This window comes from Acuticoccus yangtzensis, assembly GCF_001927245.1.
In the GTDB taxonomy this organism is placed as follows: Bacteria; Pseudomonadota; Alphaproteobacteria; order Rhizobiales; family Amorphaceae; genus Acuticoccus; species Acuticoccus yangtzensis.
Genome location: NZ_MJUX01000001.1, coordinates 274,218 through 300,065 on the forward strand (window position 1 = coordinate 274,218; position 25,848 = coordinate 300,065).

Annotated in this window: 22 protein-coding genes, 1 tRNA gene and 1 pseudogene; 16 read left to right on the top strand and 8 right to left on the bottom strand. The window is 69.2% G+C overall.

Going from position 1 to position 25,848, the window contains the following annotated elements; translation table 11 throughout:
- The first annotated feature begins 11 nt into the window (after window positions 1–11).
- Window positions 12–326 (top strand): heme-degrading protein HmuQ, encoded by a 315-nt coding sequence (hmuQ, locus tag BIX52_RS01225; RefSeq protein WP_075219199.1) that lies wholly within the window; start codon window positions 12–14, stop codon window positions 324–326.
- Between the two features lie 36 nt (window positions 327–362).
- On the opposite strand, the gene BIX52_RS01230 is transcribed toward hmuQ, so the two are convergent.
- Together BIX52_RS01230 and BIX52_RS01235 are read right to left on the bottom strand one after the other, a co-directional pair.
- Window positions 363–1,364, bottom strand: coding sequence for an asparaginase (locus BIX52_RS01230; RefSeq protein ID WP_075219200.1), 1,002 nt, complete (start codon window positions 1,362–1,364; stop codon window positions 363–365).
- Between the two features lie 66 nt (window positions 1,365–1,430).
- The gene (locus BIX52_RS01235) at window positions 1,431–2,282 is read right to left on the bottom strand and encodes an MBL fold metallo-hydrolase (RefSeq protein ID WP_157956179.1); all 852 of its coding nucleotides are present in this window, start codon (window positions 2,280–2,282) and stop codon (window positions 1,431–1,433) included.
- A 318-nt stretch (window positions 2,283–2,600) separates the two neighbouring features.
- On the opposite strand from BIX52_RS01235, the gene BIX52_RS01240 reads away from it, so the two are divergent.
- The 4 genes from BIX52_RS01240 (at window position 2,601) to BIX52_RS01260 (ending at window position 6,761) form a co-directional block, all read left to right on the top strand.
- The gene (locus tag BIX52_RS01240; protein WP_075219202.1) at window positions 2,601–4,028 is read left to right on the top strand and encodes a cytochrome ubiquinol oxidase subunit I; all 1,428 of its coding nucleotides are present in this window, start codon (window positions 2,601–2,603) and stop codon (window positions 4,026–4,028) included.
- 83 nt (window positions 4,029–4,111) lie between these two features.
- Complete coding sequence (gene cydB / locus BIX52_RS01245) at window positions 4,112–5,134, top strand: cytochrome d ubiquinol oxidase subunit II (RefSeq protein WP_075219203.1); 1,023 nt, start codon at window positions 4,112–4,114, stop codon at window positions 5,132–5,134.
- Window positions 5,135–5,369: 235 nt separating this feature from the next.
- A protein-coding gene (gene prfB / locus BIX52_RS01255) for a peptide chain release factor 2 (protein ID WP_108676378.1) occupies window positions 5,370–6,498 on the top strand; the annotation gives its coding sequence in 2 pieces (ribosomal slippage) (window positions 5,370–5,438 and window positions 5,440–6,498; 1,128 coding nt in all).
- Between the two features lie 186 nt (window positions 6,499–6,684).
- Window positions 6,685–6,761: transfer RNA gene (locus BIX52_RS01260), tRNA-Arg, on the top strand.
- Window positions 6,762–6,889: 128 nt separating this feature from the next.
- Here BIX52_RS01260 and BIX52_RS01265 read toward each other — a convergent pair.
- Window positions 6,890–7,291, bottom strand: a complete 402-nt coding sequence (locus BIX52_RS01265; RefSeq protein WP_075219205.1) for a DUF7282 domain-containing protein — start codon at window positions 7,289–7,291, stop codon at window positions 6,890–6,892.
- A gap of 576 nt (window positions 7,292–7,867) precedes the next feature.
- Here BIX52_RS01265 and BIX52_RS01270 point away from each other — a divergent pair.
- Window positions 7,868–9,481 carry a GMC family oxidoreductase gene (locus tag BIX52_RS01270; RefSeq protein WP_075219206.1) on the top strand — a complete coding sequence of 538 codons (1,614 nt, stop codon included), beginning with the start codon at window positions 7,868–7,870 and terminating at the stop codon, window positions 9,479–9,481.
- 272 nt (window positions 9,482–9,753) lie between these two features.
- Here the strand turns inward: BIX52_RS01270 and pqqC are convergent.
- Window positions 9,754–10,488 (bottom strand): annotated as a pseudogene (gene pqqC / locus BIX52_RS01275) (pyrroloquinoline-quinone synthase PqqC); the annotation flags it as partial.
- The gene (gene pqqB, locus BIX52_RS01280; protein ID WP_075219208.1) at window positions 10,485–11,387 is read right to left on the bottom strand and encodes a pyrroloquinoline quinone biosynthesis protein PqqB; all 903 of its coding nucleotides are present in this window, start codon (window positions 11,385–11,387) and stop codon (window positions 10,485–10,487) included. The gene pqqB and the pseudogene pqqC, both read right to left, overlap by 4 nt.
- 531 nt (window positions 11,388–11,918) lie before the next feature.
- Here pqqB and BIX52_RS01285 point away from each other — a divergent pair.
- From BIX52_RS01285 to BIX52_RS01300, 4 genes are all read left to right on the top strand, one after another.
- On the top strand, window positions 11,919–12,629 hold the full coding sequence (locus tag BIX52_RS01285; protein ID WP_075220073.1) for a response regulator transcription factor: 711 nt from the start codon (window positions 11,919–11,921) through the stop codon (window positions 12,627–12,629).
- 45 nt (window positions 12,630–12,674) lie between these two features.
- A complete protein-coding gene (locus tag BIX52_RS01290) occupies window positions 12,675–13,832 on the top strand; it encodes an FIST N-terminal domain-containing protein (RefSeq protein WP_208990372.1) in 1,158 nt (385 codons plus the stop codon).
- Window positions 13,833–13,845: 13 nt separating this feature from the next.
- Window positions 13,846–16,059, top strand: coding sequence for a hybrid sensor histidine kinase/response regulator (locus BIX52_RS01295; RefSeq protein WP_075219209.1), 2,214 nt, complete (start codon window positions 13,846–13,848; stop codon window positions 16,057–16,059).
- Between the two features lie 199 nt (window positions 16,060–16,258).
- Complete coding sequence (locus BIX52_RS01300; protein WP_205647668.1) at window positions 16,259–16,951, top strand: HAD-IA family hydrolase; 693 nt, start codon at window positions 16,259–16,261, stop codon at window positions 16,949–16,951.
- Between the two features lie 272 nt (window positions 16,952–17,223).
- Here BIX52_RS01300 and guaA read toward each other — a convergent pair whose 3' ends face one another.
- From guaA to folK, 3 genes are all read right to left on the bottom strand, one after another.
- Entirely contained in the window at window positions 17,224–18,771 is a 1,548-nt protein-coding gene (gene guaA / locus BIX52_RS01305) for a glutamine-hydrolyzing GMP synthase (RefSeq protein ID WP_075219210.1), read from the bottom strand.
- 94 nt (window positions 18,772–18,865) lie between these two features.
- Entirely contained in the window at window positions 18,866–19,666 is an 801-nt protein-coding gene (gene folP / locus BIX52_RS23575) for a dihydropteroate synthase (RefSeq protein WP_075219211.1), read from the bottom strand.
- Window positions 19,667–19,742: 76 nt separating this feature from the next.
- The gene (folK, locus tag BIX52_RS01315; protein ID WP_075219212.1) at window positions 19,743–20,222 is read right to left on the bottom strand and encodes a 2-amino-4-hydroxy-6-hydroxymethyldihydropteridine diphosphokinase; all 480 of its coding nucleotides are present in this window, start codon (window positions 20,220–20,222) and stop codon (window positions 19,743–19,745) included.
- A 364-nt stretch (window positions 20,223–20,586) separates the two neighbouring features.
- Between folK and yajC the strand changes: the two genes are divergently transcribed.
- From yajC to BIX52_RS01345, 6 genes are all read left to right on the top strand, one after another.
- The gene (yajC, locus tag BIX52_RS01320) at window positions 20,587–20,928 is read left to right on the top strand and encodes a preprotein translocase subunit YajC (protein WP_075219213.1); all 342 of its coding nucleotides are present in this window, start codon (window positions 20,587–20,589) and stop codon (window positions 20,926–20,928) included.
- A complete protein-coding gene (gene secD, locus BIX52_RS01325; protein ID WP_075219214.1) occupies window positions 20,928–22,550 on the top strand; it encodes a protein translocase subunit SecD in 1,623 nt (540 codons plus the stop codon). The genes yajC and secD overlap by 1 nt, the downstream gene beginning before the upstream one ends.
- A gap of 3 nt (window positions 22,551–22,553) precedes the next feature.
- Window positions 22,554–23,513: a protein translocase subunit SecF gene (secF, locus tag BIX52_RS01330; protein ID WP_075219215.1), complete on the top strand. Its 960-nt coding sequence runs from the start codon at window positions 22,554–22,556 to the stop codon at window positions 23,511–23,513.
- Window positions 23,513–23,899, top strand: coding sequence for an Mth938-like domain-containing protein (locus BIX52_RS01335; protein WP_075219216.1), 387 nt, complete (start codon window positions 23,513–23,515; stop codon window positions 23,897–23,899). The genes secF and BIX52_RS01335 overlap by 1 nt, the downstream gene beginning before the upstream one ends.
- A 10-nt stretch (window positions 23,900–23,909) precedes the next feature.
- On the top strand, window positions 23,910–24,809 hold the full coding sequence (locus tag BIX52_RS01340) for a squalene/phytoene synthase family protein (RefSeq protein WP_139312690.1): 900 nt from the start codon (window positions 23,910–23,912) through the stop codon (window positions 24,807–24,809).
- Window positions 24,810–24,941: 132 nt separating this feature from the next.
- Window positions 24,942–25,787: an ATP-binding protein gene (locus tag BIX52_RS01345; RefSeq protein WP_075219218.1), complete on the top strand. Its 846-nt coding sequence runs from the start codon at window positions 24,942–24,944 to the stop codon at window positions 25,785–25,787.
- Window positions 25,788–25,848 lie beyond the last annotated feature (61 nt).

Genomic DNA, 25,848 nt, shown 5'->3' on the forward strand with positions numbered 1-25,848 from the left:
GAGACAGTGCCATGTCCTACATCACCATGAACCGCTTCAAGGTTCTGAAGGGCGCCGAAGCGGATTTCGAGGCCGTCTGGCTCGGCCGCGACACCCACCTGCACGAGGTCCCCGGCTTCAAGGAGTTCCACCTGTTGAAGGGGCCCGAGAAGGAGGACCACACGCTCTACGCCTCGCACACCATCTGGGCCTCGGAGGCGGCGTTCATCGCCTGGACCAAGTCCGAAGCCTTCCGCAAGGCGCACGCGGGGGCCGGCGGCAACAAGCCGCTCTATGCCGGCCATCCCGAGCTCGAATGCTTCGGCATCATCCAGACCGTCGCCTGACGCGGCGCCGATCCGTCCGCCGCGCCGCCGCGCCGCTCAGGTCGGCGCGTAACCGCGGATGTGGCCGACGAGGGCGCCGTTGCGGTCCGTCACAGGACGTTCGGTGAGACGAGCGAGCGCAGCATCCGCCTCCGCCCCCAGCGCGCCGTGCCTCAGGACGAGCGCGGCCAGAAGGGCCTCCGCCGCGCGGGTGGTGCCGTCGTCGCACTTCAGCGCCAGAGCGAGGCCCGCCTCCGGGAAGGCTGCGACGTAGACGCCCTCCGCCCCCGTCTTGGCGTAGATCCGGCCGGGGGCGAGGCGCATGATCTCGGTGCACATGCGTTCGGTCCCCGCGACGTACCAGGGCTCGGCCATCGCCGCGTCCAGCAGGCGCCGGGCGGCGGCGGCCCGGTCTGCGGAGAGGCCCGCCCCTGTCGCCATCCGCGCGAAGCCGGTGGCGAGGTGCGTCAGCGGCATCGCGAAGGTCGGCGCCGAGCATCCGTCGATGGAGCAGCGCCCGCCGTCGATGGCGATCCCCGCCACCGCCTCCACCGCCGCCTTCACCCCCGCCTGAACGGGATTGTCGGGGTCGAGATAGCTGGCGACGTCCGCCTTCGTGTGTGCCGCCGTCGCCAGGAAGCCGGCGTGCTTGCCGGAACAGTTGTTGTGGATGCGCGCCGGCCCGCCGCGGGTGGCGGCCACCGCCACCGCATCCTTGATGCGGTCAGGCCACTGCGGCCCGCAGCCGAGGTCCGCCTCGCCGAGCCCGGCCCGCTGCAGCATCTCCGCCGCCAACGCCGCATGGCCCGGCTCGCCCGAATGGGACGCCGCCGCCAGAGACAGCGCCTTGACGCCGAAGCCGAGCGCATCCGCCGCCCCGCTCTCGATCAGCGGCAGCGCCTGCATCACCTTCATCGACGAGCGCGCATAAACCGGGCGCTCGATGTCGCCGGCATGGCTGACGATGCGCCCCTTCGCGTCGACCACCACGTAGGCGCCGCGGTGCATCGATTCGACCAGCCCGCCACGGGTGACTTCGCAAATGATCGGGTTTGCCATCCCTGCCTCTTTCTCGACCTCCCGCCGTTGCTCGTGCGGGCATGGGCCGGATCCTCACTTCAAACCTTAAGTCAACGTGCGCCCGGCGAGCGTGTCCATCTGCGCGGCATCCTCACCGGCGACGATCCCCGCCCCCGTCACCGCCGACAGCGTGGCGATGCGCCGGACCGACGCCGCGGCCGCGTCCGGGTCCCGCGCCGCCGCGGGGGGCGTGCCGGTTCCGGCATCGGCGAGCCGGTCCAGCGCCGCGCCCGCCAGGATCACCGGACCGCCCCGCGGCAGCGTGACGATGAGCGATTGATGCCCCGCGGTGACGCCCGGCGTGGCGAGGACCATGAGGCCGTCGTCGATCTCCCCGTCGCCGCTCCGCCGCTCGAACCGGGCGGCGGGGAGGTCGAGATCGGCGGGAAGGTAAGCGCTATCGCCGCCCTCGACGCCTGGGCCCGTCCCGATGCTTTCCGCCGAACCATGCGTTGCCGGCCGCTCACCCCTCGCCGCGTCGAGCTCGGCAGAACCGACGAGAATGGGGGCGCGCGGCAGATGCTTCAGCCCGCCCGTCCTGTCCAGATGAAGATGGCTGAGGACGGCGAGGTCGATGTCGCCGGGCTGAAGCCCCTCCGCGACGAGCACCGCGCGAAGGTCATCGGCCTCGTTCACCACGGGCGGGCGCACCATGCCGCGGTCGGTAAAAAGCGCCTCGCGCAGCACGGGGTCGGCGAGATGCGCCGCGTCCAGCCCGGTATCGAAGAGCACGTTGCCGTTGACCGTGCGAACCAGCGCCACGGTGATCGGCACCGCACGCACACGGCGCGGCAGCGCTTTCCCTGGCTGCGGCAAAGCCGAACCCGCCGCCGCCGAAACGGGCGCTGCGAACCGGGTGCCGCAAATGAACAGGGTGAGGCTGAGAACGTTCGTCATGGTCTCGTCGCGCTGGCCGCCGAGCGCAAGGTGGAAGGTGGAACGGCAAGGTGACTTCCACCGCCAGCGCGCCGCCGTCAATGGCACCCGGCCGCGGTCAGGCGAAACCGGCGGCATCACACGGTGCGGATCGCCTGCCGACCGGGCGGCCTGCGCGGTAGCGTCATCTTTCGCCCATAAGGCTGTGGCATGCGCAAACGCGGCTCCGCATGGCCCTGCTGCAAACGCATAGCGGTTGTGCGATGGTTGTGCATTGTTGTAGACGACGCCCTTCCACTAATTTCAGTAATTACTGAAATCTACGAAACGGAGACGCCCATGCTGGACCAGTTCGACGCCTTGCTGCTGGCGCGCTTCCAATTCGCGTTCACCGTCGCCTTTCACTTCATATTTCCGTCCATCTCCATCGGTCTTGCGAGCTATCTGGCCGTTCTCAACGGCATGTGGCTGTGGACGCGGGACGAGGCCTATCTGCGTCTGTGGAAGTTCTGGGTGAAGCCCTTCGCCCTCGTCTTTGCGATGGGCGTCGTCTCCGGCATCACCATGAGCTACCAGTTCGGCACCAACTGGTCGGTCTTCTCCGACAAGACGGGACCCGTTCTCGGCCCCCTCATGGCCTACGAGGTCTTGACCGCCTTCTTCCTGGAGGCCGGCTTCCTCGGCATCATGCTGTTCGGGCGCGAGCGGGTGGGCGAAACGCTTCACATGGTCGCCTGCCTGATGGTCGCGGTCGGCACCGCCATCTCCGCCTCGTGGATCCTGTCGGTGAACTCGTGGATGCACACCCCCGCCGGCTACACGATCAGCGAAGACGGCCAGTTCCTCCCGGCGGACTGGCTGGCGGTCATCTTCAACCCGTCCTTCCTTCACCGTTTCGCCCACACGCTGACGGCCGCCTATCTCACCACCGCCTTCGTGGTCGCCGGTGTCGCCGCCTGGCAGATGCTGCGCGGCGCCGACAAGAACCGCGCCACCCGCACGATGTTCTCGATGGCGATGTGGATGGCCGCCCTCGTCACCCCGGTGCAGATCTTCCTCGGCGATTCGCAGGGCCTCAACACCCTGGAACACCAGCCGGTGAAGGTGATGGCGATGGAAGGGCACTATGAGAGCCATCCCGACGGCGCCCCCCTCGTCCTCTTCGGCTGGCCGAATTCCGAGGAGCGCCGCGTCGACTACGCGGTCGAGATCCCCAAACTCTCCAGCCTGATCCTGAAGCACGACCTTAATGCCCCGCTCGACGGTCTCGACAGCGTGCCCGAAGAGGAATGGCCGCCGGTGCCCATCGTCTTCTGGGCCTTCCGCGTCATGGTGGGGATCGGCTTCCTGATGCTGGGGATCGGCCTCTTCAGCCTGTGGAACCGCTGGAAGGGGACGCTCTACACCAACCGCTGGCTGCATCGCTGGGCGGTGGCGATGGGCCCGTCCGGCCTCGTCGCAGTGATCGCCGGGTGGGTGACGACGGAGGTCGGCCGCCAGCCCTACACGGTCTACGGGCTGCTGCGCACGGCCGATAGTGTCTCGCCGGTGGGCGCGCCTGCGGTGGGTGCATCGCTGGTCGCCTACATCGTCATCTACTTCGTCGTGTTCGGCGCGGGCGTTCTCTACATCTTCAAGCTGATCAACCACGCCCCGAGGATGGACGAAGGCGGGGCCGAGGAGGAAGGGCCGCTGCGCACCTCCGGCGTCACCCCCGCGACCGAGGTCGGCCGCGACGCCGCTATCCAGGGCGGGGCCGCCGAATGACCACCCCGCACCGCCGCGTGGCCCGCCCGCCGCGCCCCGCCGTCGTCCGCCCCATGTCCGCCGCCGCATCAGGAGCCTGAAGCATGGACCTTGCGATCAGCTTCGACCTCACCGTCGCCTGGGCCCTGCTCCTGGCCACCGCCATCTTCATCTACGTCGTGCTCGACGGGTTCGACCTCGGCCTCGGCATCCTCTACCCCTTCTTCCCGAAGAAGTCGGACCGCGACCTCGTGATGAACTCCGTCGCCCCCGTGTGGGACGGCAACGAGACCTGGCTGGTTCTGGGCGGGGGCGGCTTGTTCGCCGCCTTCCCCCTCGCCTACGCGATCCTCATGCCGGCGCTCTATCCGCCGATCATCGCCATGCTGCTCGCCCTCGTCTTCCGCGGCGTCGCGTTCGAGTTCCGCTGGCGCGCCCGCGACAATCGGCGCTTCCTGTGGGACGCGGCCTTCATCGGCGGGTCCACCGTCGCAGCGTTCGCCCAAGGCGTGATCCTGGGGGCCATCCTTCAGGGGATCGAGGTCGACGGGCGCGCCTATGGCGGCACCTGGTGGGATTGGCTGTCCCCCTTCACCGTGATCACCGGGGTCGCCGTGGTGCTCGGCTATGCGCTGCTCGGCGCCACCTGGCTGAACATGAAGCTCGCCGGTGAGCCGCAAGAGAAGGCGCGGCTCCTCGCCTGGCGCTTCGGCCTCGCGACGATCGGGTCCATCGTCGTCGTTTCGCTGTTCACGCCCTATCTCGACACCGCCTATTGGGAACGCTGGTTCGCCTGGCCGGCCATCCTGTTCGCCGCGCCCGTGCCGATCCTCGTCGGCGTCCTCACCCTCGCCCTCTTCCGCACCCTGACGCGCGGCGGCCACGACGCGGCGCCCTTCGTCATCGTGCTCGCCATCTTCCTCATCACCTTCGCCGGGCTCGGCATCTCCATGTGGCCCTACATCATCCCCACCGAGGTGACGATCTACGACGCAGCCTCGCCGTATAAATCTCAGCTCTTCATGTTCGTGGGGGCGTGCGTGCTGCTGCCGATCATCCTCGGCTACACCACCTATGCCTACTGGGTCTTCCGCGGCAAAATCGATCCGGAGAAGGGCTATCACTGAGGGTGACGCACCGCGCCGCGGCGGCAGACTGAGGAAGGTCCTCTGGTTCGTCGCGCTCTATATCCTCGGCGTCGCCGCCGTCGGGACCCTCGCCTACGGCATCCGCGCGATGATCGGCTGACGATCCTCCTTCCGGATAGACGCAATCGCGGCCGGGGCGGCGACAATTTGCGCTTCACCCTTGCCGCGGGGCACCGCGGGACGATATCGAAGCTCCGAACCAAGGAGACCCGCGGTGAGAGCCGAGACCGAAAACCTCGTAGACGAGATCAAGCAGGCACTCAGCCTGCTGAGGAGGCATCTTTGACTGGGACAACGCCGTCAAACGCCTCGAGGAGCTGAACGCCCTTTCCGAGGATCCGAACCTCTGGAACGACCCTCAGCGCGCCCAGGGGCTGATGCAGGAGCGTCAGCGCCTGGAGACGTCCATCACGACGATCTCCGGCATCGCCAAGGACCTCGACGATACCGTCGAGCTGATCGAGCTCGGCGAGATGGAGGACGACGCGGGAGTGGTCGCCGAGGCCGAAGCCGGGCTGAAGACGCTGCAGGCCGATCTCGGCAAGAAGCAGATCGCCGCGCTGTTGTCGGGCGAGGCGGACGGCAACGACGCCTTCGTCGAAATCCACTCCGGCGCGGGCGGCACCGAATCGCAGGACTGGGCCTCGATGCTCCTGCGCATGTACGTGCGCTGGGCCGAGCAGTCCGGCTTCAAGGTGTCGACGATCGAGTATCAGGACGGCGAAGAGGCCGGCATCAAGTCCGCCACCATCGAGGTGAAGGGCGAGAACGCCTACGGCTGGCTGAAGACCGAGTCGGGCGTGCACCGCCTCGTGCGCATCTCGCCCTATGACAGCCAGGCGCGCCGCCACACCTCGTTCGCCTCCATCTGGGTCTATCCGGTGATCGACGACCGGATCGACATCGAAGTGAACGAGAGCGATTGCCGCATCGACACCTACCGCGCGTCCGGCGCCGGCGGGCAGCACGTCAACACGACCGATTCGGCGGTGCGCATCACGCACATCCCGACCGGCATCGTGGTCGCGTGTCAGAACGAGCGCTCGCAGCACAAGAACCGCGCCACGGCGTGGGACATGCTGCGCGCCCGTCTCTACGAGGCTGAGCTGAAGAAGCGCGAGGAGAAGGCGCAGGCGGAGGCCGATTCCAAGTCCGAGATCGGCTGGGGTCACCAGATCCGCTCCTACGTCCTGCAGCCCTATCAGCTTGTGAAGGACCTCAGGACCGGCGTGGAATCCACCGCGCCCGACGATGTGCTCGACGGCGACCTGACCCCCTTCATGGAGGCCACCCTCGCCCAGCGCGCCTTCGGCACCACCCGCGACGTCGCCGACGTCGAGTAACCGCCCGCCCCCGCCCAAGCGGGAGCGGCATCGTTCGTCCGCCCCCGCCGGAGGGGGGCGGCATCGTTCGAGCGCCCGCTCCGGCGGGGTGCGTCCTCTTCGCGGAGCGCCGCGCTCTTTCGCGGGGAGCGCCTCGATTGACGGCTTGCCGAACGGCCCGCCTTCGGGTACCTGTCCCCGCAAGCGGCACCCGTAGCTCAGCTGGATAGAGCGCTGCCCTCCGAAGGCAGAGGTCACAGGTTCGAATCCTGTCGGGTGCGCCATCATACGCACAACCCCATGATAGCATTCCGATTTTCGCCAATTTTCCCAGAACGCGGCGTGAACCCGGACCCCGCCCCGAGGAACGCTCAGGGCGGGCGTGGCGCATCGCGGAGCGCCGGGCGCAGCCTTACTGCGCGGTGATCGTCTTCATCACGAGGTTGCCGCCGGGTTTGATCGGCCCGTCTTCCTTGGCGCCGAGCGTATATTCGAAGACCCCCATCTCCATGCCCCCGGCTTCGGAGTGAACCATCAGCATCAGCATGTCGCCGCTCGCGACCGGCTCGGTCAGGATGGCGGCGACATCGGTGGTCTCGCCTGCGCGCAGCGGCGCGTGACCGACGACCGGTCCCGGCGCCATGCTCGCGTCGGTCCGGTGGACCACAAGCCAACCATTCTCGGCCGCCACGACTTTCTCCGCGCTGACGATGCCGTTCGCAACGCTCTGGTCCATCGCATCCACCATCGGCTCCTGCGCCGCGGCGGCACCGATGCAAGCGACTGTCGTCATGGTGGCAAGAATAATGCGCATTGGATTGCTCCTTTTCTACGCTGCCAGCCCGGATGAGCCGACTTCACTCACAAATACGCAGGCGCATCCGGATCGGATGACTGGAACCGGTGCGACGAAAAACACAGCAGACCTTTCCCTAGGCGTCGCCGATGCAATTTGGACGGAAAACCGCCAAGTTTTTCGCACCCGGGACGAGGGAGAGATACAGATTGTCGCGCCCCGAGCGGCTCGTAATATGAGGGCAAACGCATGGGCGCCGGACCCTCTGCCGCCCTCTTCATGACGGCGCGGACGGCCAGGCCGAGCGGCGAGACGCGGGGCGCGGTCTCCCTGCCCGGTGACCACAAAAATTCGCCGACCAGTTGATTGATAAGGTTGAGAATCGGATGATGCGGGCGCGGCCATGCGAGGCACCCGCCCCGCCGCAGCGCCCCATAAGAACAAGGCCCTCAACGCGGCCAGGGAGGACGACGTGAACCACTTCACCCGCGCGCCACACCCGGTGCGCCCCGCCCGGCCGGCAGCAGCGCGCCCCGCTGCGGCGCGCCCCGCGGCAATCCGCCTCACAGCAATCCGTCCCGCAGCAATCCGCGCATGAGCATCGACGGGGAGTACGACTACATCGTCGTCGGCGCGGGCACCGCCGGCTGCATCGTCGCCAACCGCCTCTCCGCCGACGGCAAGAGCCGCGTCCTCGTCCTCGAAGCCGGCGGCAAGGACAACTGGATCTGGTTCCACATCCCCGTCGGCTACCTCTTCGCCATCGGCAACCCGCGCTCGGACTGGATGTACCGCACCGTAGAAGAGGCCGGCCTCAACGGACGCTCCCTCGCCTACCCGCGCGGCAAGGTCATCGGCGGCTCGTCGGCCATCAACGCCATGGTCGCCATGCGCGGCCAGAGCGCCGACTATGACGGGTGGCGCCACCTCGGCAATCCCGGCTGGGGCTGGGCGGATGTGCTCCCCGCCTTCCGCTCCATCGAGGACTCGTTCCTGGGCGATTCGGAGCATCACGGCATCGGCGGCGGTTTCCGCGTCGAGGCCGCGCGCCTCCGGTGGGACATCCTCGACCGCGTGCGCGACGCCGCGATCGAGATGGGGATCCCCGCAACGCCCGACTTCAACACCGGCGACAACGAGGGCGCGGGCTATTTCCACGTCAACCAGAAGCTCGGCCGCCGCTGGTCGTCCGCCCGCGGCTTCCTCAAACCGGCCCTCAAACGCCCCAACCTCAGGCTTGAGACCCACGTCGAGGTGCAGCGCGTCGTGGTCGAGAACGGGCGCGCCACGGGCGTCACCTTCATCAAGGACGGGCGCACCCACACCGTGCGCGCCAAAGGCGAGGTGATCCTGTCCGCAGGCGCCGTCAACTCGCCCAAGATCCTGCAGCTCTCCGGCATCGGCAAGCCGGATTGGATCGCCGAGGCGGGGATCGAGACCGTCCTCGCCAGCCCCGGTGTCGGCGCCAACCTGCAGGACCACCTGCAGCAGCGCGCGATCTACACCGTCACCGGCATCAAGACGCTGAACGAGACCTACCACAACCTATTCGGCCGGGCCTTGATGGGGCTCGATTATGCCTTCCGCCGCCGCGGCCCGCTCACCATGGCACCCTCGCAGCTCGGCATCTTCACCCGCTCCGACCCGCAACAGGCGCGCGCCAACATCCAGTTCCACGTGCAGCCCCTGTCGCTCGACAAGTTCGGCGACCCGCTGCACACCTTCCCCGCCATCACCGTCAGCGCCTGTAACCTGCGGCCGACCGGGCGCGGCACGATCCGCCTCGCGTCGGACGACCCCGCCGCGCCGCCGCTGATCGCGCCCAACTACCTCTCCACCGACGATGATCGCCGCGTCGCCGCCGACGCCATCCGCGTCACCCGCCGCCTGATGCGCCAGCCCTCCCTCGCCTCGCTGAAGCCGGCCGAATATCTTCCCGGCCCCGAGGTCGGTGACGACGACGAGGCGCTCGCCGTGGCCGCCGGCAACATCGGCACGACGATCTTCCACCCCGTCGGCACCGCCAAGATGGGGCCCGACCACGACGAGATGGCGGTCCTCGACCCCCGCCTGAAGGTGCGCGGAATGGAGGGCCTGCGTGTGATCGACGCCTCCATCATGCCGACGATCACCTCCGGCAACACCAACACGCCGACAGCGATGATCGCCGAGCGCGGCTCAGCCCTGGTGCTCGCCGACCGGCCTTAGCGGGCGGCAGCGCCGAAGCCTCCGGCGGGCTCGGGACCCTCCTACGGTCAGGGCCCGCCTGACCGCCGGAGCCTGCCGTCCCCCCTGCACCGCGTGGCAGAGACGGCGGCACACCCGCAAGGACAAGCCGCCTCTGGCGGGCCTGCGGCTCCTTGCGGGCGCACCACCGCCTCCGCCAAGGGTTGGGTGCGACGGCAGGCTCCAACGGTCAGGCTAGGCGGGGCCGGACCTGTGGGCGCGCGACGTGGTGTGTTGCGGGTGCGTCAGTCCGCCATGCCGATGCCGGGGCGCCAGGCGCCGGGGCACGGATTGTCGTTGACGTAGACGTGCTCGATCGCGTCGAGCTGCGCCCACAGCATGCCGCACTTGAACTCCAGCGCCTTCAGCGCGGCCCGCTGCGTCTCCGGCGTGCGCGCATGGGTGCAGACATAGTCGAGAGCGAACTCCGCATCGCGCGGCGCCTCCGACAGACGGTGCCCGAAATAGCGCAGCACGCTCTCGTCCACGAAATCGTAGTGCTTCAGCATGCCCGAGACGCGCTCGGAGATGATCTGCGGCGAGAACAGCTCCGTCAACGACGACGCGATCGCCTCCAGCAGCGTCCGCTCGGCGACGAAGTGGACGTAGGCGTCGCACGCGAAGCGCACCGCCGGCAGCGCACCTTCCATCGACTGCACGTAGGCGCGCGTAAAGCCGAGCCCGTCGGTCAGCGCAAGCCAGCGGCGCAGGCCCCCTTCGGGCGCATCGCCGATCTCGCCGTCATGGTCGATGATCCGCTGCCGCCAGATCCGCCGCAGCTCCACATCGTCCATCCGCGCCAGGATCGCCGCGTCCTTGAACGGGATGATGCGCTGATAACAATAGCGGTTCAGCGCCCAGGCCCGCACCTCGTCGATGGTGCACTGACCGCTGTGAAGGCGCCGGTGGAAGGGGTGCAGATTGTGGTACCGCTCCGCGCCGATCTGTTTCAGCGCCGCGGCGAGCTCGTCCGGTGACAGGATCTTCATAAGGTCAACTCCATGCCGTCGTGACCGATCTCCCAGCCCGCGGCCTCGGCCTCGGCGCGCTCCGGCCCGTCGCGCCACAGCGGGTTCGTGTTGTTGAGGTGAACGAAGACGCGCCGCGTCACCGGCGTGCCCGCCCAAGCCGCGATCGACCCGTCCGGGCCGGAAACGGACATGTGTCCCATCCGCTTGCCCGTCTTGGTGCCGACGCCGGCGCGCTGCATTTCGTCGTCGGTGAAGAGCGTCCCGTCGAAGAGGAGCGCCTCGGCCCCCTCGACGCGGGCGCGGAGCGTGTCGTCCACCGAGGCGCACCCTGGGATATAGTGCAGCGTCGCCCGCCCGTCGCTGATCGCGAGCCCCACCGTCTGCTCGCCGACGAGGTCGGTCACCACCTCGCCCTTCTCCATGAAGAGCGGCACCTTTCCGGGCACCGCATAAAGCGTGACGGAGAGGCCGGGGAGGAGCTCGTAGCGCGTCCCGAGGTGAAGCGGCGAGCGGGTCACCACAGCGGGGTCGAGCGCGTCGAACACCGGGTTCGCGGCCAGAACGCCGAGGATGCTCTCGGTCGCGAAGAGGGTGAAGGGCTCTTTTTCGCGCAACGTCAAAAGGCCGGCGATGTGGTCGAGATCGCCGTTGGTGAGGAGCACCGCCGCGATCGGCGAATTGCGCAGCGCGCCGCCCGTGCGCGGGTGAAGCTGCGGCCGGGCGATGATCTGGCTTCGCAGGTCCGGCGAGGCGTTGATGAGAAGCCAATCCTCACCGTTCGCGCTCACCGCAAGAGAGGACTGCGTCTGCGGCGGATGGATCGGCGCGCCCTGCCAATAGCTCGCACTGTTGGGCGCGGCACAGTTCCACTGCGGCAGGCCCCCGCCGGCCGCCGCGCCGACGACGAGCGCCTTCATGGCCGGAGCTCCCGGTCCGTCGCGGCCTCACTCGCCCATCGCATCGCCCACGTCCTTCGACTGCCTCCTCGACCGCAGCACGCGCCTCACAGCAACGTGTCTGCGACTTAAGTCCCAGACTTACAGAGACCGTCCGCCCCGCTGCAAGCATTCCTCCCTGAGACAATGGTCGGACACGTCGGCGAGGCCTCACCCGCGGTGCGCGGGGCGTGCGGACGGGTGCAGCGCCCATCCGGCACTCTCGTTCATCGCGCTTGCGCAAATCCGGCAATTTCGTCACCATCACGGCCGACCGAGCGGGCACCGGCTCGCCCCCTTCTCCCCGCCCATCGCCGCAATTTCACGACGTTACGACGAACGTCTCATTTCGGCACCTCCCGCCGAAGGCCGATAGTCCGGGGTGTCGTTCCGGCATGTCCTCGTCGGCGTTGCGCGACTAAGAGGGGAATTGGATGGCGTGCGCACCGTCTGGCCTGTCGTGACCGCACCGCCCGATACCGTTTGTTCGAGGCCCAAAAAGGGGTCCGCCCGATGACTGTGATGCCTTCGCCAGATCTGACACCCGCACGCGCGCCCTACGCCTCCGCCCTCATCGTCGAGGATCATCCCCTCTTTTGCGATGCCCTCGCGATGACGCTCCAGGCCGCCTGCGGCATAACCGCCGTAGCCACGGCCGACCGGCTGGAGGACGCCGCCCGGCTGATCGGCGACGGGGTCGAGGTCGACGTCATCGTGCTCGACCTGCAGCTTCCCGACATCGAAGGCATGGACGGTCTCGCCCGCCTCAAATCCCTCGCCCCGGCGACCCCCGTCCTCATCGTCTCCTCGGTGACGGACGCGCGCGTCATCGCCGCCGCCGTGCGCATGGGCGCCGTCGGCTACGTCCCCAAACACAGCCCGCGCGACGTGTTTCGCGAGGCGTTCGACGCCATTTCCCGCGGAGAGCGGTACTTTCCGGAAGAGTCGCTGCTCCTCGCCCAGACCGCCGCCAGCAAGGCCGACGGTCTCGCCACCAAGCTCGGCAGCCTCACCCGGCAGCAAAGCCGCATCCTCGACCTGATGTGCGAAGGCAAGCTCAACAAGCAGATCGCCTACGACCTCTCCATCGCCGAAACCACGGTGAAGGCGCACGTCACAGCGATCATGCGCAAGCTCGGCGTCCAGAACCGCACCCAAGCCGTTCTCCTCGCTCGCGAAGCCGGCACAGCCCTCCACTTGCGCGACGGATCAGACAACGCTTAGACTTTGAACAAAAGAAGACGTTCAAAGTCTGAGTGAGGAAACACCGTGGACGCGGCCATCGGTCCGTCGACCCGGGAACGGTCCGTTTCACGAGCGCACGTCAGGTGTGACGCGCCTCATCCCATCGCACGCCTCAAAAGCGGGCTGGGGAACGGGCCTTTCGCGCTGGTCGCTCTCTTCGTTTCGCCCAAGACCGACTTTGAAAAGACGGTCCAAGAGGCGCGTCTGGCCTTCGGGCCGGCCGAAGTCATCGCATGCACCACCGCCGGCGAAATCGCCGACGATGGCTATGCCGAGGGCACGATCGTCGCCGTCGGCTTTCCGAGCGCCCTCTTCGCCGTCACGCTCGTCGTCGTGGAGGACCTCGCCCGCGTCTCCCATCACGCGCTGATCGACGAGATCACCGCGAGCCGTGCCGAACTCGCCTACGCCCACGCCATCTTCCCCCAGGAGTTCGGCTTCCTGATGGTGGACGGGCTGTCGCGCATGGAGGACCAGTTGATGGCCCTCCTCTCCATGGCGCTCGGTTCCACGCCCGTCTTCGGCGGCTCCGCCGGCGACGGCGCGGACTTCCGGCGCACCCTCGTCTCCGCCGGCGGCCGTACGTTGACGAGCGGCGCCGTCCTCGCCCTGGTGCGCACCGCTTGCGGGGTGAAGGTGTTCAAGACCGACCACCTGCGCCCCACCGGAACCCGCATGGTCGTCACCGAGGCCGACCCCGAGCGCCGCCTGGTGCGCGAAATCAACGCAGAGCCCGCCGCCCGCGAATATGCCCGCATCCTCGGCAAGGACCCGGAGCAGCTCAACCAGTTCACGTTTGCCGCCCACCCCGTCGTCGTGCGAATGGGGGGGCAACATTATGTCCGCGCCATCCAGGGCGTCACGGAGACGGGTGAACTGGTCTTCCTCAGCGCCATCGACGAGGGGCTCGTCCTCACCCTGGCCGACGCCAAGCCGATGGTGGAGCATCTCGCCGGAGAACTCGCCACGCTCAGCACCGGCGGCCGGCCGGACATCATCCTCGCCGCCGACTGCATCCTGCGCCGGCGCGAAGCGGAGGAGAAACGCCTCATGGCCGACATCTGCGCCTTGTTCTCCGCCTATCGCGTGGTCGGCTTCTCCAGCTACGGAGAGCAGGTCAACGGCCTCCACGTGAACCAGACCTTGACCGGCGTCGCCATCTACCCGCCGGCCGCAATGTGATGGGGAACCGGCCATGATCGAGACCAGCCTCGACCCCGACGCGCCGCTCGACGTGCGCTACGAGAAGCTGCTCAAGATCACCAGCGCGCTGATGCGCCGGGTGGAGCAGTCCACCACCGGCTCAGGCGCCGCCTACGCCCAGTTCGAGCGCTCGGCCCGGCTGGAGAAGGAGGTGCGCGCCCGCACCTGCGACCTCAACCGCGCGCTGGACCTCCTCAACGATTCCAACGCCCGCCTCGCCAAGGCGACCGAGACCGCGCGCCGGGCCCAGAGCGACCTCGCCAACGCCATCGAGACCGTGAAGGAAGGGTTCGGCCTGTTCGACGCCGAGGACCGGCTCCTCATGTTCAACAGCCGCTTCTGCGCCACCATCGCCGACGTGAAGCTGCGCCTCACCACCGGCATCAGCTTCGACGATTATGTCGACCTCATCGCCGCCAGCACGCAGCTCGCCCTGCCGCCGGGCGAAACGCCGGCCACCTGGGCCGCCAACCGCCGCGCCCGTCATAAGGACGAGCACGTGAACTTCAGCGTGCGCCTCGCCGGGGAGCGCTGGATCCAGGTCAGCGAGCACCGCACCGCCGCCGGCGGCACCGTCATCCTGCAGACCGACGTGTCGGACATCATCCGCATCGAGCGGCGCGAGCGCGAACGCCTGCTGGACGATCAGGCCCGGATCATCCACGCCACGCTCGAGCACATCACCCAGGGCGTGTGCATCTTCGACGCCAAGGCCCGGCTCGTCGGCTGGAACACCCGCGTGTCCGAGCTCCTCGCCATCCCCATCACGCGGCTGTGGCTAGGCGTTCCCTTCGCCACCGTCTTCGCCGGCATGCTGCGCGACGCGCCGGGCTCGCGCGGCCAGAGCCTCGTGCGCCTTCTGGAATGGACCGAAGGCGGCACGCCCCCCTCCGGCATCATGTTCGACGCGCGTTGCGGCCCCACCACCCTCGCCGTCTCCGCCCAGCCGATGCCGGGCCGCGGCTTCGTCGTCTCCTTCACCGACGTCACCGCCGAGCGCGAGGCCGTGCGTGTCACCACCGAGGCGAACGAGATCCTGGAACGGCGCGTGGCCGAGCGCACCGCCGAGCTCAGCGAGGCCGTCGCCGCCGCCGAACGCGCCAACGCCACCAAGTCGCGCTTCGTCGCCGCCGCCAGCCACGACCTGTTGCAGCCTCTGTCCGCCGCCAAGCTCTACCTTTCCGCGCTGGAGGCGGACCCCGGCTCGGTCAACGTACGCGACGTCGCCCGCAAGGCGCAGGGCGCGCTCGGCAGCGTCGAATCGATCCTCGACGCGCTTCTCGAAATCTCGCGCCTGGAATCGGGCACCACCACGCTCGACATCACCACCGTGTCGCTCTCGGCGCTGATGCGACAGCTCGCCGACGAGTTCGGGCCGCTCGCCGCCCGCAAGGGGCTGGACCTGCGCGTCGTGCCCTCCTCCGGCGTCATCCGCACCGACGCGAAGACGTTCCGCCGGGTGCTCCAGAACCTCATCGCCAACGCGGTGAAATATACCTCCCGCGGCAAGGTGCTCATCGGCGCCCGCCGGGCCGGTCCCCTGTGGCGCGTCGAGGTTCACGACACCGGGCCCGGAATCCCCCTGTCCCAGCGCCAGAACGTCTTCAAGGAGTTCCGCCGCCTCAACGCGACCGCCAGCGCCAGCGAGGGCATGGGGCTCGGCCTCGCCATCGTCGAGCGCGCCTGCAACCTGTTGCGCCACCGGCTCGACCTCGTCTCGGTGGAAGGGCGCGGCACCTGCTTTTCCGTCAGCGCCTACGCCGCCGCCCGCGGAATCGAGCCCGTCGACGATCAGGAGCGCACCGAGCCGCTGTTCGACCTTTCCGGCCGCGTCGCCCTCTTGATCGACCCGCAGGTCGCCACCCGCGAGGCCCTCACCGCCCTGATGGAGTGCTGGGGCCTCACGACCCTGGAGGCACCCTCCGGCGAGGATGCGATGGCGCTTCTGGATGAGATCGGCATCACGCCCGATGCCGTCGTCGTCGCCGCCCGCCACCACGATGTCGCCGGTGCGCTGGGGACGATCCGCAACCTGCGCGCCCTCGCCGGTCCCGTCCCCGCGTGCCTCATCACCTCCGACCGCAGCCGCGAAACGCGCGATGCCTGTGCGCGCGAGGACGTCACCTTCATCGCCAAGCCCATCGACCCCGAGGCGATCCTGCGCGCCCTCTGCTGCGAGAGGGCCGAACCGGCCGCAGCCGCCTGAGCCGAGCCCGCCGGCAGCTCTGCCATCCGCCTCCGGAGAGGCGCGCCGCCTCCCGGCGTGCTAAAGCGGCGGTCACGAACCACGACAGGATCGCGATGACCGAGCGCCCCTCACCCTATCGACCCGCGGCCGGCCGCACGGCGCCGGATCGCGACGTGCGCTCCGATGACGTGTCCGCCAAGGGAAAGACGGTGGTGGCGTGAGCGAACCGACCACCACCGCATCGCGCCGGCCGGACAGCCTTCTGCGCCCCTTCGACGCGCTGCTGTTCGACATGGACGGCACCATCCTCACCTCCATTGCCGCCACCGCCCGCGTGTGGCGCCGCTGGATGGAGAGCCACGGCCTCGACGCGGACGCCCTTCTGCCGAAGATCCACGGCATGCAGACGATCGAGTCGGTGCGCCGCTTCGCCCCCGCCGGGGTCGATCACGCCGCCGAGGCCGCCAAAATCACCGCGATGGAACTTGAAGACACGGGCGGGATCGCCCCGATCCCCGGTGTCGCCGCGTTTCTGGCGGGCCTTCCCGAAGATCGCTGGGCGGTCGTCACCTCCGCCGGGCGCGCCCTTGCCGAGCGCCGCATCGCCGCCGCCGCGCTGCCGTTGCCGCCGGTCCTCCTCACCGCCGAGGACACCCCCAACAGCAAACCGGCCCCGGACGGCTTCCTTCTCGGCGCACGCCGCCTCGGCGCCGATCCCGCCCGCTGCCTGGTGTTCGAGGATTCCCAGGCCGGGATCGCCGCCGGCGAGGCCGCAGGCGCCGCCGTGGTGGTCATCACCGCCACCCACGCCGCACCCATGGCGACGCCCCATCATCAGATGCCCGACTACCGCGGCATCACCCGCCGCGACGACGGGACCGGACCGATTGTGCTGGATTTCGAGGCCTGAGCCGGGCCGCAGCGCTGTAGCCTCCGGCGGACTCGGGCACTCACCAACGATCAGGGACCGCCTGATCGCCGGAACCGGCCATCGCCCCTGCACCACGTGGCGAAGCCGGGAACCCTTCCCAAGGACAAGCGGCTAAAGCCGGCCTGCGGCTCCTTGGCAAGGGTTCCCGGCTTCGCCAAGGGTTGGGTGCGACGGCCGGCTCCAGCGATCAGGCAGAGCGGACCCGAGGTGCGTGAATGTCTCGCGGGGACGCGAGCGCCGTCAGGCGCCGCTCATTCCCACTCGATCGTGCCCGGCGGCTTCGACGTCACGTCGTAGACCACGCGGTTGACGCCGCGGACCTCGTTGACGATGCGCGCCGCCACCCGGCCGAGGAAGTTGATGTCGAACGGGTAGATGTCCGCCGTCATGCCGTCCGTGGACGTCACCGCGCGCAGCGCCAGCACCTTCTCGTAGGTGCGCGCGTCACCCATCACGCCGACCGTCTCCACCGGCAGAAGCGCCGCGAACGCCTGCCAGATGTGATCGTAGAGCCCCGCCGCGCGGATCTCCTCGATGAAGATCGCATCCGCCCGCCGCAGCACCGCCAGCCCCTCGCGCGTCACCTTGCCGGGACAGCGGATCGCGAGGCCGGGGCCGGGGAAGGGATGGCGGCCGACGAAGGTCTCCGGCAGGCCGAGTTCGCGGCCGAGCGCCCGCACCTCGTCCTTGAAGAGAAGCCGCAGCGGCTCCACCAGCTTCAGCCCCATCTTCTCCGGCAGGCCGCCCACATTGTGGTGGCTCTTGATCGTCACCGAGGGGCCGCCGGTCGGCGAAACGCTCTCGATCACGTCCGGATAAAGCGTGCCCTGGGCCAGGAAGTCGCCTCCGACAGCCTGGGCCTCCTTGTCGAACACTTCGACGAAGAGGCGGCCGATGGTCTTGCGCTTCACCTCGGGGTCGGTCACCCCCTCCAGCGCGTCGATGAAGAGGTCGGCCGCGTCCACCTTGTTGAAGATGACGTCGTTGCGGCCGGCGAACATCGCCTCGACCTGCTCGGCCTCGTTCTCGCGCAGAAGGCCGTGGTCGACGAAGATGCACGTCAGACGGTCGCCGATCGCCTCGGCCAGCAACACCGCCGTCACGGTGGAATCGACACCGCCCGACAGACCGCAGATGACCTTGCCGTCACCCACCTGCTTGCGGATCGCGTCGATCGTCTCCTCGCGGAAGGCGGCCATCGTCCAGTCGCCGCCCGCACCGCAGATGCGGCGCACGAAATTCTCGATCAGCCGCGCACCGTCCGGCGTGTGCACCACCTCGGGATGGAACATCAGCCCGTAGGCGCGGCGCTCCTCGTTGGCGATCAGCGCGAACGGCGCGCCGGACGAGCGCGCCACCACCTCGAACCCCGGCGCGGGCTCGACAACGCGGTCGCCATGGCTCATCCACACCGTGTGCGTCTCGCCGGGCGACCACACGCCCTCGATCAGCGGGCTCTGCCCCACCACCTCGATCGCCGCGCGGCCGAATTCGCGGTGGTCGCTCGCCTCGGCACGGCCGCCGAGCTGCTCTGTCATCGCCATCTGCCCGTAGCAGATGCCCATGATCGGCACCCCGGCGCCGAACACCTCCTCCGGCGCGCGGGGCGAGCCTTCCATATGGGTGGAGGCCGGGCCGCCGGAGAAGATCACCCCCTTGGGGCTGTGCAGCTTGAACGCCGCCGCCGCCTCGTGAAACGGGGCGACCACGGAAAAGACACCCGATTCCCGCACGCGCCGCGCGATGAGCTGGGTGACCTGAGAGCCGAAATCAACGATGAGGATTGTGTCGTGCGCCATGGCCCCACATGCCACAGTCGTTTCGCATCCGCCACGGCTTTTGTGCGCCTCGAGCGGGGATATCAGCGCCTTCAGAGCCGCATGGGGCCGGACCTCAGCCGGGGCCGCCCGGAACGGCGAGCCGCGCGCGCAGGGCGACGTGGCGGGCGACGTTGTGAACGCGGATGAAGTCCGCCCCGGCGGCGATGAGGACGCCCGACACCGCGAGGGTGACGTCGTCCCGTTCGGGTGCCGGCGCATCGCTCGCCCCGGCGAGGAAGGATTTGCGCGAATGGCCCACGTAGAGCGGCCGCCCGAGGACGCGCAGCTCGGCGAGGCGCGAGACGATCTCGAAGGCGTGACGCGGCGTGGTGCCGAAACCGATGCCGGGGTCGAGGATGACGCGGGCGGGATGGATGCCGGCGGCGGCCAGACCGTCCAGCCGGGCGCCGAACCAGCTCGTCAGATAGGCGATGATGTCGGTCTCGGGCGGCAGCGTCTCGCCGCGCACCACGGGGAGCGACAGCGCGTGCATGATGACGAGGCGGGCCTCGTTGGCGGCCATCACCGCGGCCATGTCCGCGGCGCCCCCGCCGACGTCGTTGATGACGTCGACACCCGCCGCCACCGCGCGCTCGGCCGTCGCGGCGTTGCGGGTGTCCACGCTCACCTCGCGCCCCGCGGCGTGGGCCATGCGGATGATTTCGGGCAGGCACGGGGCGAGACGGTCCCACTCCTCGGCCGGGGTGACCGGCGCGCCGCCCGGCCGCGTCGATTCGGCGCCTATGTCGAGCATGTCCGCGCCGGCTTCGATCTGCGCCGCGGCTTCGGCGATGGCGGCCTCCGGCGCCAGCCGCGAGACGGCGTTGGCGAAGGAATCCGGCGTCACGTTGATGATGCCGACGATCTTCGTCATCGGGGGCTTCCTTGAATTTTGGGTGAGACTACTCTCAGGCGCCGGCTCTCCGCCGCGGGCCCTCAGGCGTCGGCCCTCAGGCGTCGGCGCGCAGGGCTTCCAGCATCTGGGCGACCGAGCGGCCGGTGAGCGGGTGGCGCCAATCGGGGTCGATCTCCGCCCAGGGGATGAGGACGAAGCCGCGGTTGGCGATTTCGGGGTGAGGCACCGTCAGCCGGTCCGTCGTGACGACGCGGTCGTCCATGGCGAGAATGTCGATGTCGATCACGCGGGGCGACCAGCGCGGGCCCGGCCGGCGGCCGAGGGCGGCTTCGATGCCCTTGATGCGCGCCAGCAGCGTTCCCGGCGACAGATGCGTCTCCACCTGCACCACGGCGTTGAGATAGGCGATATTCCAATCGTCCGGGGCGCCGGCGGGCAAGAGGGCGGGCGTCTCGTGCCGGCCGGACTGGGCGATGATGCGTGCGGGCAGGCGGCCCAGCGCGTCCACCGCCCGATCCAGCATCGCGTGCCGGTCACCGAGATTGCCGCCGAGCGCCAGGGTTGCCACTGCCACCTTGTGTCTTCTCCTCCACCGGAACCGGCGGGACGACCCAACGGGCCTCGCCTCGACCGATCATACCTGAACCGGCCCCACATAACGGCTGCGGCGCCGGGATCAACCGTCCGGCGGCTGGACCCGGCAATGCAAGGGGCTGGGCAAGAGGTGGGGTAAGGGGCTGGGCAAGGGAGCGGGGGAAGGCGGCGGGCCGGCGCAGTGCGGCGGGCTTCGGCGCGGCCGCGACGGGGGCCGCCAGGCGGGCACAAATGGCGCAGCCTCATGCGCCCGCGTTGCAATCCTGGGCCGGAACGTCTAACTCCGGCAAAACCCGAAAGCCGGGCGTTTCGACCATCCCGGCCATCCGTTCATAAGGTTCGCAATGTTCATCACAGAGGCCTTCGCGCAAGCTCCCGGCGGCGCAGGCGGCGGCGCCGGTTTCATCGTCCAGCTCGCGCCCTTCCTGCTGATCTTCGTCATCATGTGGTTCCTGATCATCCGTCCCCAGCGGCAGCGGATGAAGCAGCACCAGGCGATGGTCTCCGCGCTGAAGCGCAACGACACGGTGGTGACCGCCGGCGGGCTCATCGGCAAGGTCACCAAGGTGGTCGACGACAACGAGATCGAGATCAAGTTCGGTGACAACGAGCCGGTCCGTGTCGTCCGCTCGACGATCACCGAAGTGCGCGCCAAGCCCGAACCGGCAGCTGCGGCCAACGACTGATGCTGCATTTTCCACGCTGGCAGACGGTTCTCATCGTCCTCGCCGTGCTGTTTGGCGTTCTGGCGGTGATTCCGAACCTCGTCCCGCGGTCGTGGGTCGAGGCGCTGCCGTCGTGGATGCCGAAAGAGCGGATCGTGCTCGGGCTCGATCTGCAGGGCGGGGCCTACCTCCTCTACGAGGTGGACCAGGAAGACTATATCCAGTCGCGCCTGACCACCGTCACCAACGACGTGCGTGAGGCGCTGCTGCAGGAGCCGCGCATCGGCTATACCGGGCTCGGCATCTCCGGCAACGGGGTCGACGTTCGCATCCGCGACACCCAGCGCATCGCCGAGGCGCGCGAGCGTCTGTCCGGCATGACCAACCCGCTCGGCCAGGGCGTGTTCGGGTCCGGCGGCGTCAACGAGTTCGCCTTCTCCGAGGGTGAGAACGGCGCCATGCGCCTCGCCTTCACCGAGGAAGGCCTCGCCCAGCGCGTGCGCTCCATCGTCGACCAGTCGATCGAGGTGGTGCGCCGCCGCGTCGACGAGCTCGGCACCACCGAGCCGAACATTCAGCGCCAGGGCGAGGACCGCATCCTCGTCGAGGCGCCGGGCGGCGATCCCGAGCAGCTCAAAGGGCTGATCGGCACCACCGCGCAACTCACCTTCCACCTCGTCGACACCTCGGTGAACCCGAACGAGGTGCTGCAGCGCGGCCGCGCCCCGGCGGGCCGGATGCTGCTGATGACGTCCGAGGAAGACGAGTTCGAGCCGGGCGCGCCCTACGTCGTCGACGAGGTGCCGCTGATCACCGGCGAGGACCTGACCGACGCGCAGCCGTCCTTCCAGCAGCAGACCAACGAACCCGTGGTGACGTTCCAGCTCACCACCTCGGGCGCGCGCCGCTTCTGCGACGTGACGACGCGCAATGTGGGCACCCCCTTCGCCATCGTGCTGGACGACGAGATCGTCTCGGCGCCGGTGATCCGCGACGCGATCTGCGGCGGTGCGGGCCAGATCTCCGGCTCGTTCAGCGTGCAGACGGCGAACGACCTCGCCATCCTCCTGCGTGCCGGTGCGCTTCCGGCGGCGCTGACCCTGGTGGAAGAGCGGACCGTCGGCCCCGGCCTCGGTGCGGACTCCATCGCCGCGGGCGAGATCGCCGGCATCGTCGGCGCCGTCCTCGTCGCCGTGTCCATGGTCGCCGTCTACGGCCTCTTCGGCGTGTTCGCCAACGTCGCCCTCGTCGTCAACGTCGTCATGATCCTGGGGCTTCTGTCGCTGCTGGGCGCCACGCTGACCCTGCCGGGCATCGCCGGCATCGTGCTGACGATCGGCATGGCGGTGGATGCGAACGTTCTCATCTACGAGCGGATCCGCGAGGAGGGACGCGCCGGACGCAGTCCCATCATGGCGATCGACGCCGGCTTCAGCCGCGCCTTGTCGACCATCCTCGACGCCAACATCACCACACTGATCGCGGCGGTGATCCTCTTCCAACTCGGGTCTGGCCCCGTGCGCGGCTTCGCCGTCACGCTGGCGATCGGCGTCCTGACGACGATCTTCACGGCCTTCCTGTTCACGCGGTTGATCGTGGCGCTGTGGGTCCGCCGTCGCCGTCCGACCGAAGTGCCGGTGTAAGCCATGAAGCGTTTGTCACTCCCGAACGACACGAAGATCGCGTTCATGCGCTGGCGTGTGCCGGCCATGATCGCCTCGACGATCGCGTGCGTCCTCTCCCTCGCCTTGTTCGCGCTGGTGGGGATGAACTACGGCATCGACTTCCAGGGCGGCACCATGGTGGAGCTTCGCTTCCACGAGCCGCGGCCGATTTCGGAAATCCGCCAGGAGGTCGGCAATCTCGGGCTCGGCGACGTGCAGATCGTCGAGTTCGGCGAAGCAACCGACGTTCTCATCCGCGTCGAGGAGCAGCCGGGCGGCGAGGAGGCGCAGCAGCTCGCGGTGATCCAGCTTCGCGAGCTCTACGGCAACGACGCGGACTTCCGCCGGGTCGAGGTCGTCGGGCCGCGCGTGTCGGGTGAGCTGGCGCAGGCCGGTCTCATCGCCGTCGTCGTCGCCCTGCTCGCGATCATGATCTACATCTGGCTGCGGTTCGAGTGGCACTTCGCCATCGGCGCGGTGCTGTGTACGATGCACGACGTTGTGCTGACCATCGGCCTTTTCTCGGCCACGCAGATGGACTTCAACCTCTCGTCCATCGCGGCGGTGCTGACCATCGTCGGCTACTCGCTGAACGACACCGTGGTGGTCTACGACCGCGTGCGAGAAAACCTGCGGCGCTACAAGCGTCTTCCGATGGCCGAGTTGATCGACCTGTCGATCAACCAGATGCTGTCGCGCACCTTGATGACGTCGATCACCACGCTGCTCGCACTGGGTGCACTGTTCGCGTTCGGCGGCGAGGTCATCGCCTCGTTCACCTTCGCGATGATCTGGGGCATCGTCGTCGGCACCTACTCGTCCATCTTCATCGCGGCGCCGCTTCTCATCTCGCTCAACCTGCGGCCCGGCCGTGCCGGCGGCGGCAAGGACGGCGATGCGGACGACGACGAGGCCGAGAAGGCAGCGCCGTCGGCGGCCTGATGAACGGGATCGTCATCCGCGACGCGCACTTCCCCGGCCGTGCGCCGATCGAGGCCTACGGCAACGGCGGATTCCGCTTCGCCGGGATGAGCCACCGGGGCTCGCTCTTGTGCGTGCCCTCCGGCATCTACGGTTGGGCGCCGGAGACGGCGGACGGCATCACGCCGGACAGCCTCGCCCGCGTGGGCGAGGAGGCCGGCGAGATCGACGTTCTTCTGATCGGCGTCGGCGCGGTGCCCTTCCCGCTGGATCCGGCGGCCGCGGGCGCGCTGCGGGCCATGGGCGTCAGGTTCGACACCATGAACACCGGCGCCGCGGTGCGCACCTTCAACGTGATGATCGCCGAGGAGCGCCGCGTCGCCGCCGCGCTCCTGGCGATCGACTGACGGGGCCGCCGTGGCCCCGACCGACAGGGCCGGCCCCCCGGCCGCGATGATGCCGGGCGCCTTTGCCGACGACGTGCGCTCGGGCGACCGCACCGCCTGGCTCGCCGCCCTCTTCGCGCCGGACGCGGCCCGGCCCGCGCTCCACGCCCTCGCCGCCTACCGGCTGGAACTCCACCGTATCGTCGAAACCGTGCCGCAGGCGATGGCCGCCGAGATCCGCCTCCAATGGTGGCGCGACGCGATCCGCGACGAGGGCTTCGGCGCCGGCCGCTCCGTCCCGCTGGTCGACGCGCTGCGCGAAGGGGCGCGGCTCTACGGCTGGCCGCACGAGACCCTGTGCGCCGTCAGCGAGGCCTTCATTCACGATCTCTACGCCGACCCGCTGGAGGACTGGACCGCGTTCGACGGTTACGCGGGCGAATCCCACGGCGCGCTGGTGCAGCTCGGCGCTATGGCGCTGGCGGTGAGCGCGCTCGGCGAGGCGGGCGGGTTCGCCGCCGCGCGCACGGCCGCCACCGCTGCGGGCTATGCCGGCGTCGTCCTCGCCGCGGCGGACGTGGCGGCGAGCGTGCCGCGCCGCTTCGCCCGCGGCGTGACCCTGGTGCCGACCACCGCCTGGCGCGAGGCGACCGGCGAGGCGCAGGATGCCGCCATGACCGCAGGCCGCCTGCCGGAGGGTGCCGCGGCGGCAGCGGCCGCGGTCGCAGCCCACGGCCTCGCGGCGCATGGCGAAATGATGCGCCACCTTCCCGGCGTCGCGGCCGAGGCGCGCACGGCCTTCCTGCCGGCGGTGGTGGCGGCGCGATCCCTGCGCCTTGCCGCGCGGGCGCCCCTGTCGGAGCCACGACCTGCGGCGTGGCGCACCCAGCTCGACCTGTGGCGCGCGGCGCGGCGTCTCAACCGGCTTTGACCGCAGGCGCAGGCGCCGCCACGCTTGACCGGACTGCGACTTAACCGGACAAGGGCACAGCCGCGGGTCCCCGCAGGCCCGCCCCCCTTTGCTGCGCCCACCCCCACGCGCCTCAGCCGCGAAAGACAACGAATGACGAACGACGCCCTCCTCTCCCGCCTGGACACGCTGATCCGCGTCCTGGAGCGCATGGCCCCGCCCGAGGCGCCGGCCCCCGACTTCGACGCCGCCGACGCCTTCCTCTGGCAGGCCGAGCGCGGCCGCCTCGTCGCCGTGCCCAAGGTCAGCCGCGTCGGCCTCACCGCGCTGAAGGGCATCGACGCCAACCGCGACCGGCTCTACGACAACACCCGCCGCTTCGCCGAAGGGCTGCCCGCTAACAACGCCCTCCTCTGGGGCGCGCGCGGCATGGGCAAATCCTCGCTGGTGAAGGCCGTCCATGCCGAGCTCGACGGGCTGAAGCTCGTCGAAATCCACCGCGAGGACATCGCCGCCCTGCCCACCTTGATGTCGGTCCTGCGTCCGGCCCCCTACCGCTTCATCATCCTGTGCGACGATCTCTCGTTCGATGCCGGTGAGACCTCCTACAAATCGCTGAAGGCGGTGCTGGACGGCGGCATCGAGGGCCGGCCGGACAACGTCCTCTTCTACGCCACCTCCAACCGGCGCCACATCCTCTCGCGCGACATGCTGGAGAACGAGCGCGGCACGGCGATCAACCCCGGCGATGCGGTGGAGGAGAAGGTGTCGCTGTCGGACCGCTTCGGCCTCTGGCTCGGCTTCCACAAGTGCACCCAGGACGACTATCTCGCCATGGTGAACGGCTACGTCGAACATTTCGCCATCCCTGTGGAGGCCGACGCCCTGCGCCGCGATGCGCTGGAATGGTCGACCACCCGCGGCTCGCGCTCCGGCCGCGTGGCGTGGCAGTTCGTGCAGGACCTCGCCGGCCGCTCCGGCGTTCGCATCGCGCTCTGAGCCGCGCCCCCGTCACCAAACCCGATGCAACGAAAAAAGGCGGCGCCCTGGGGCGCCGCCT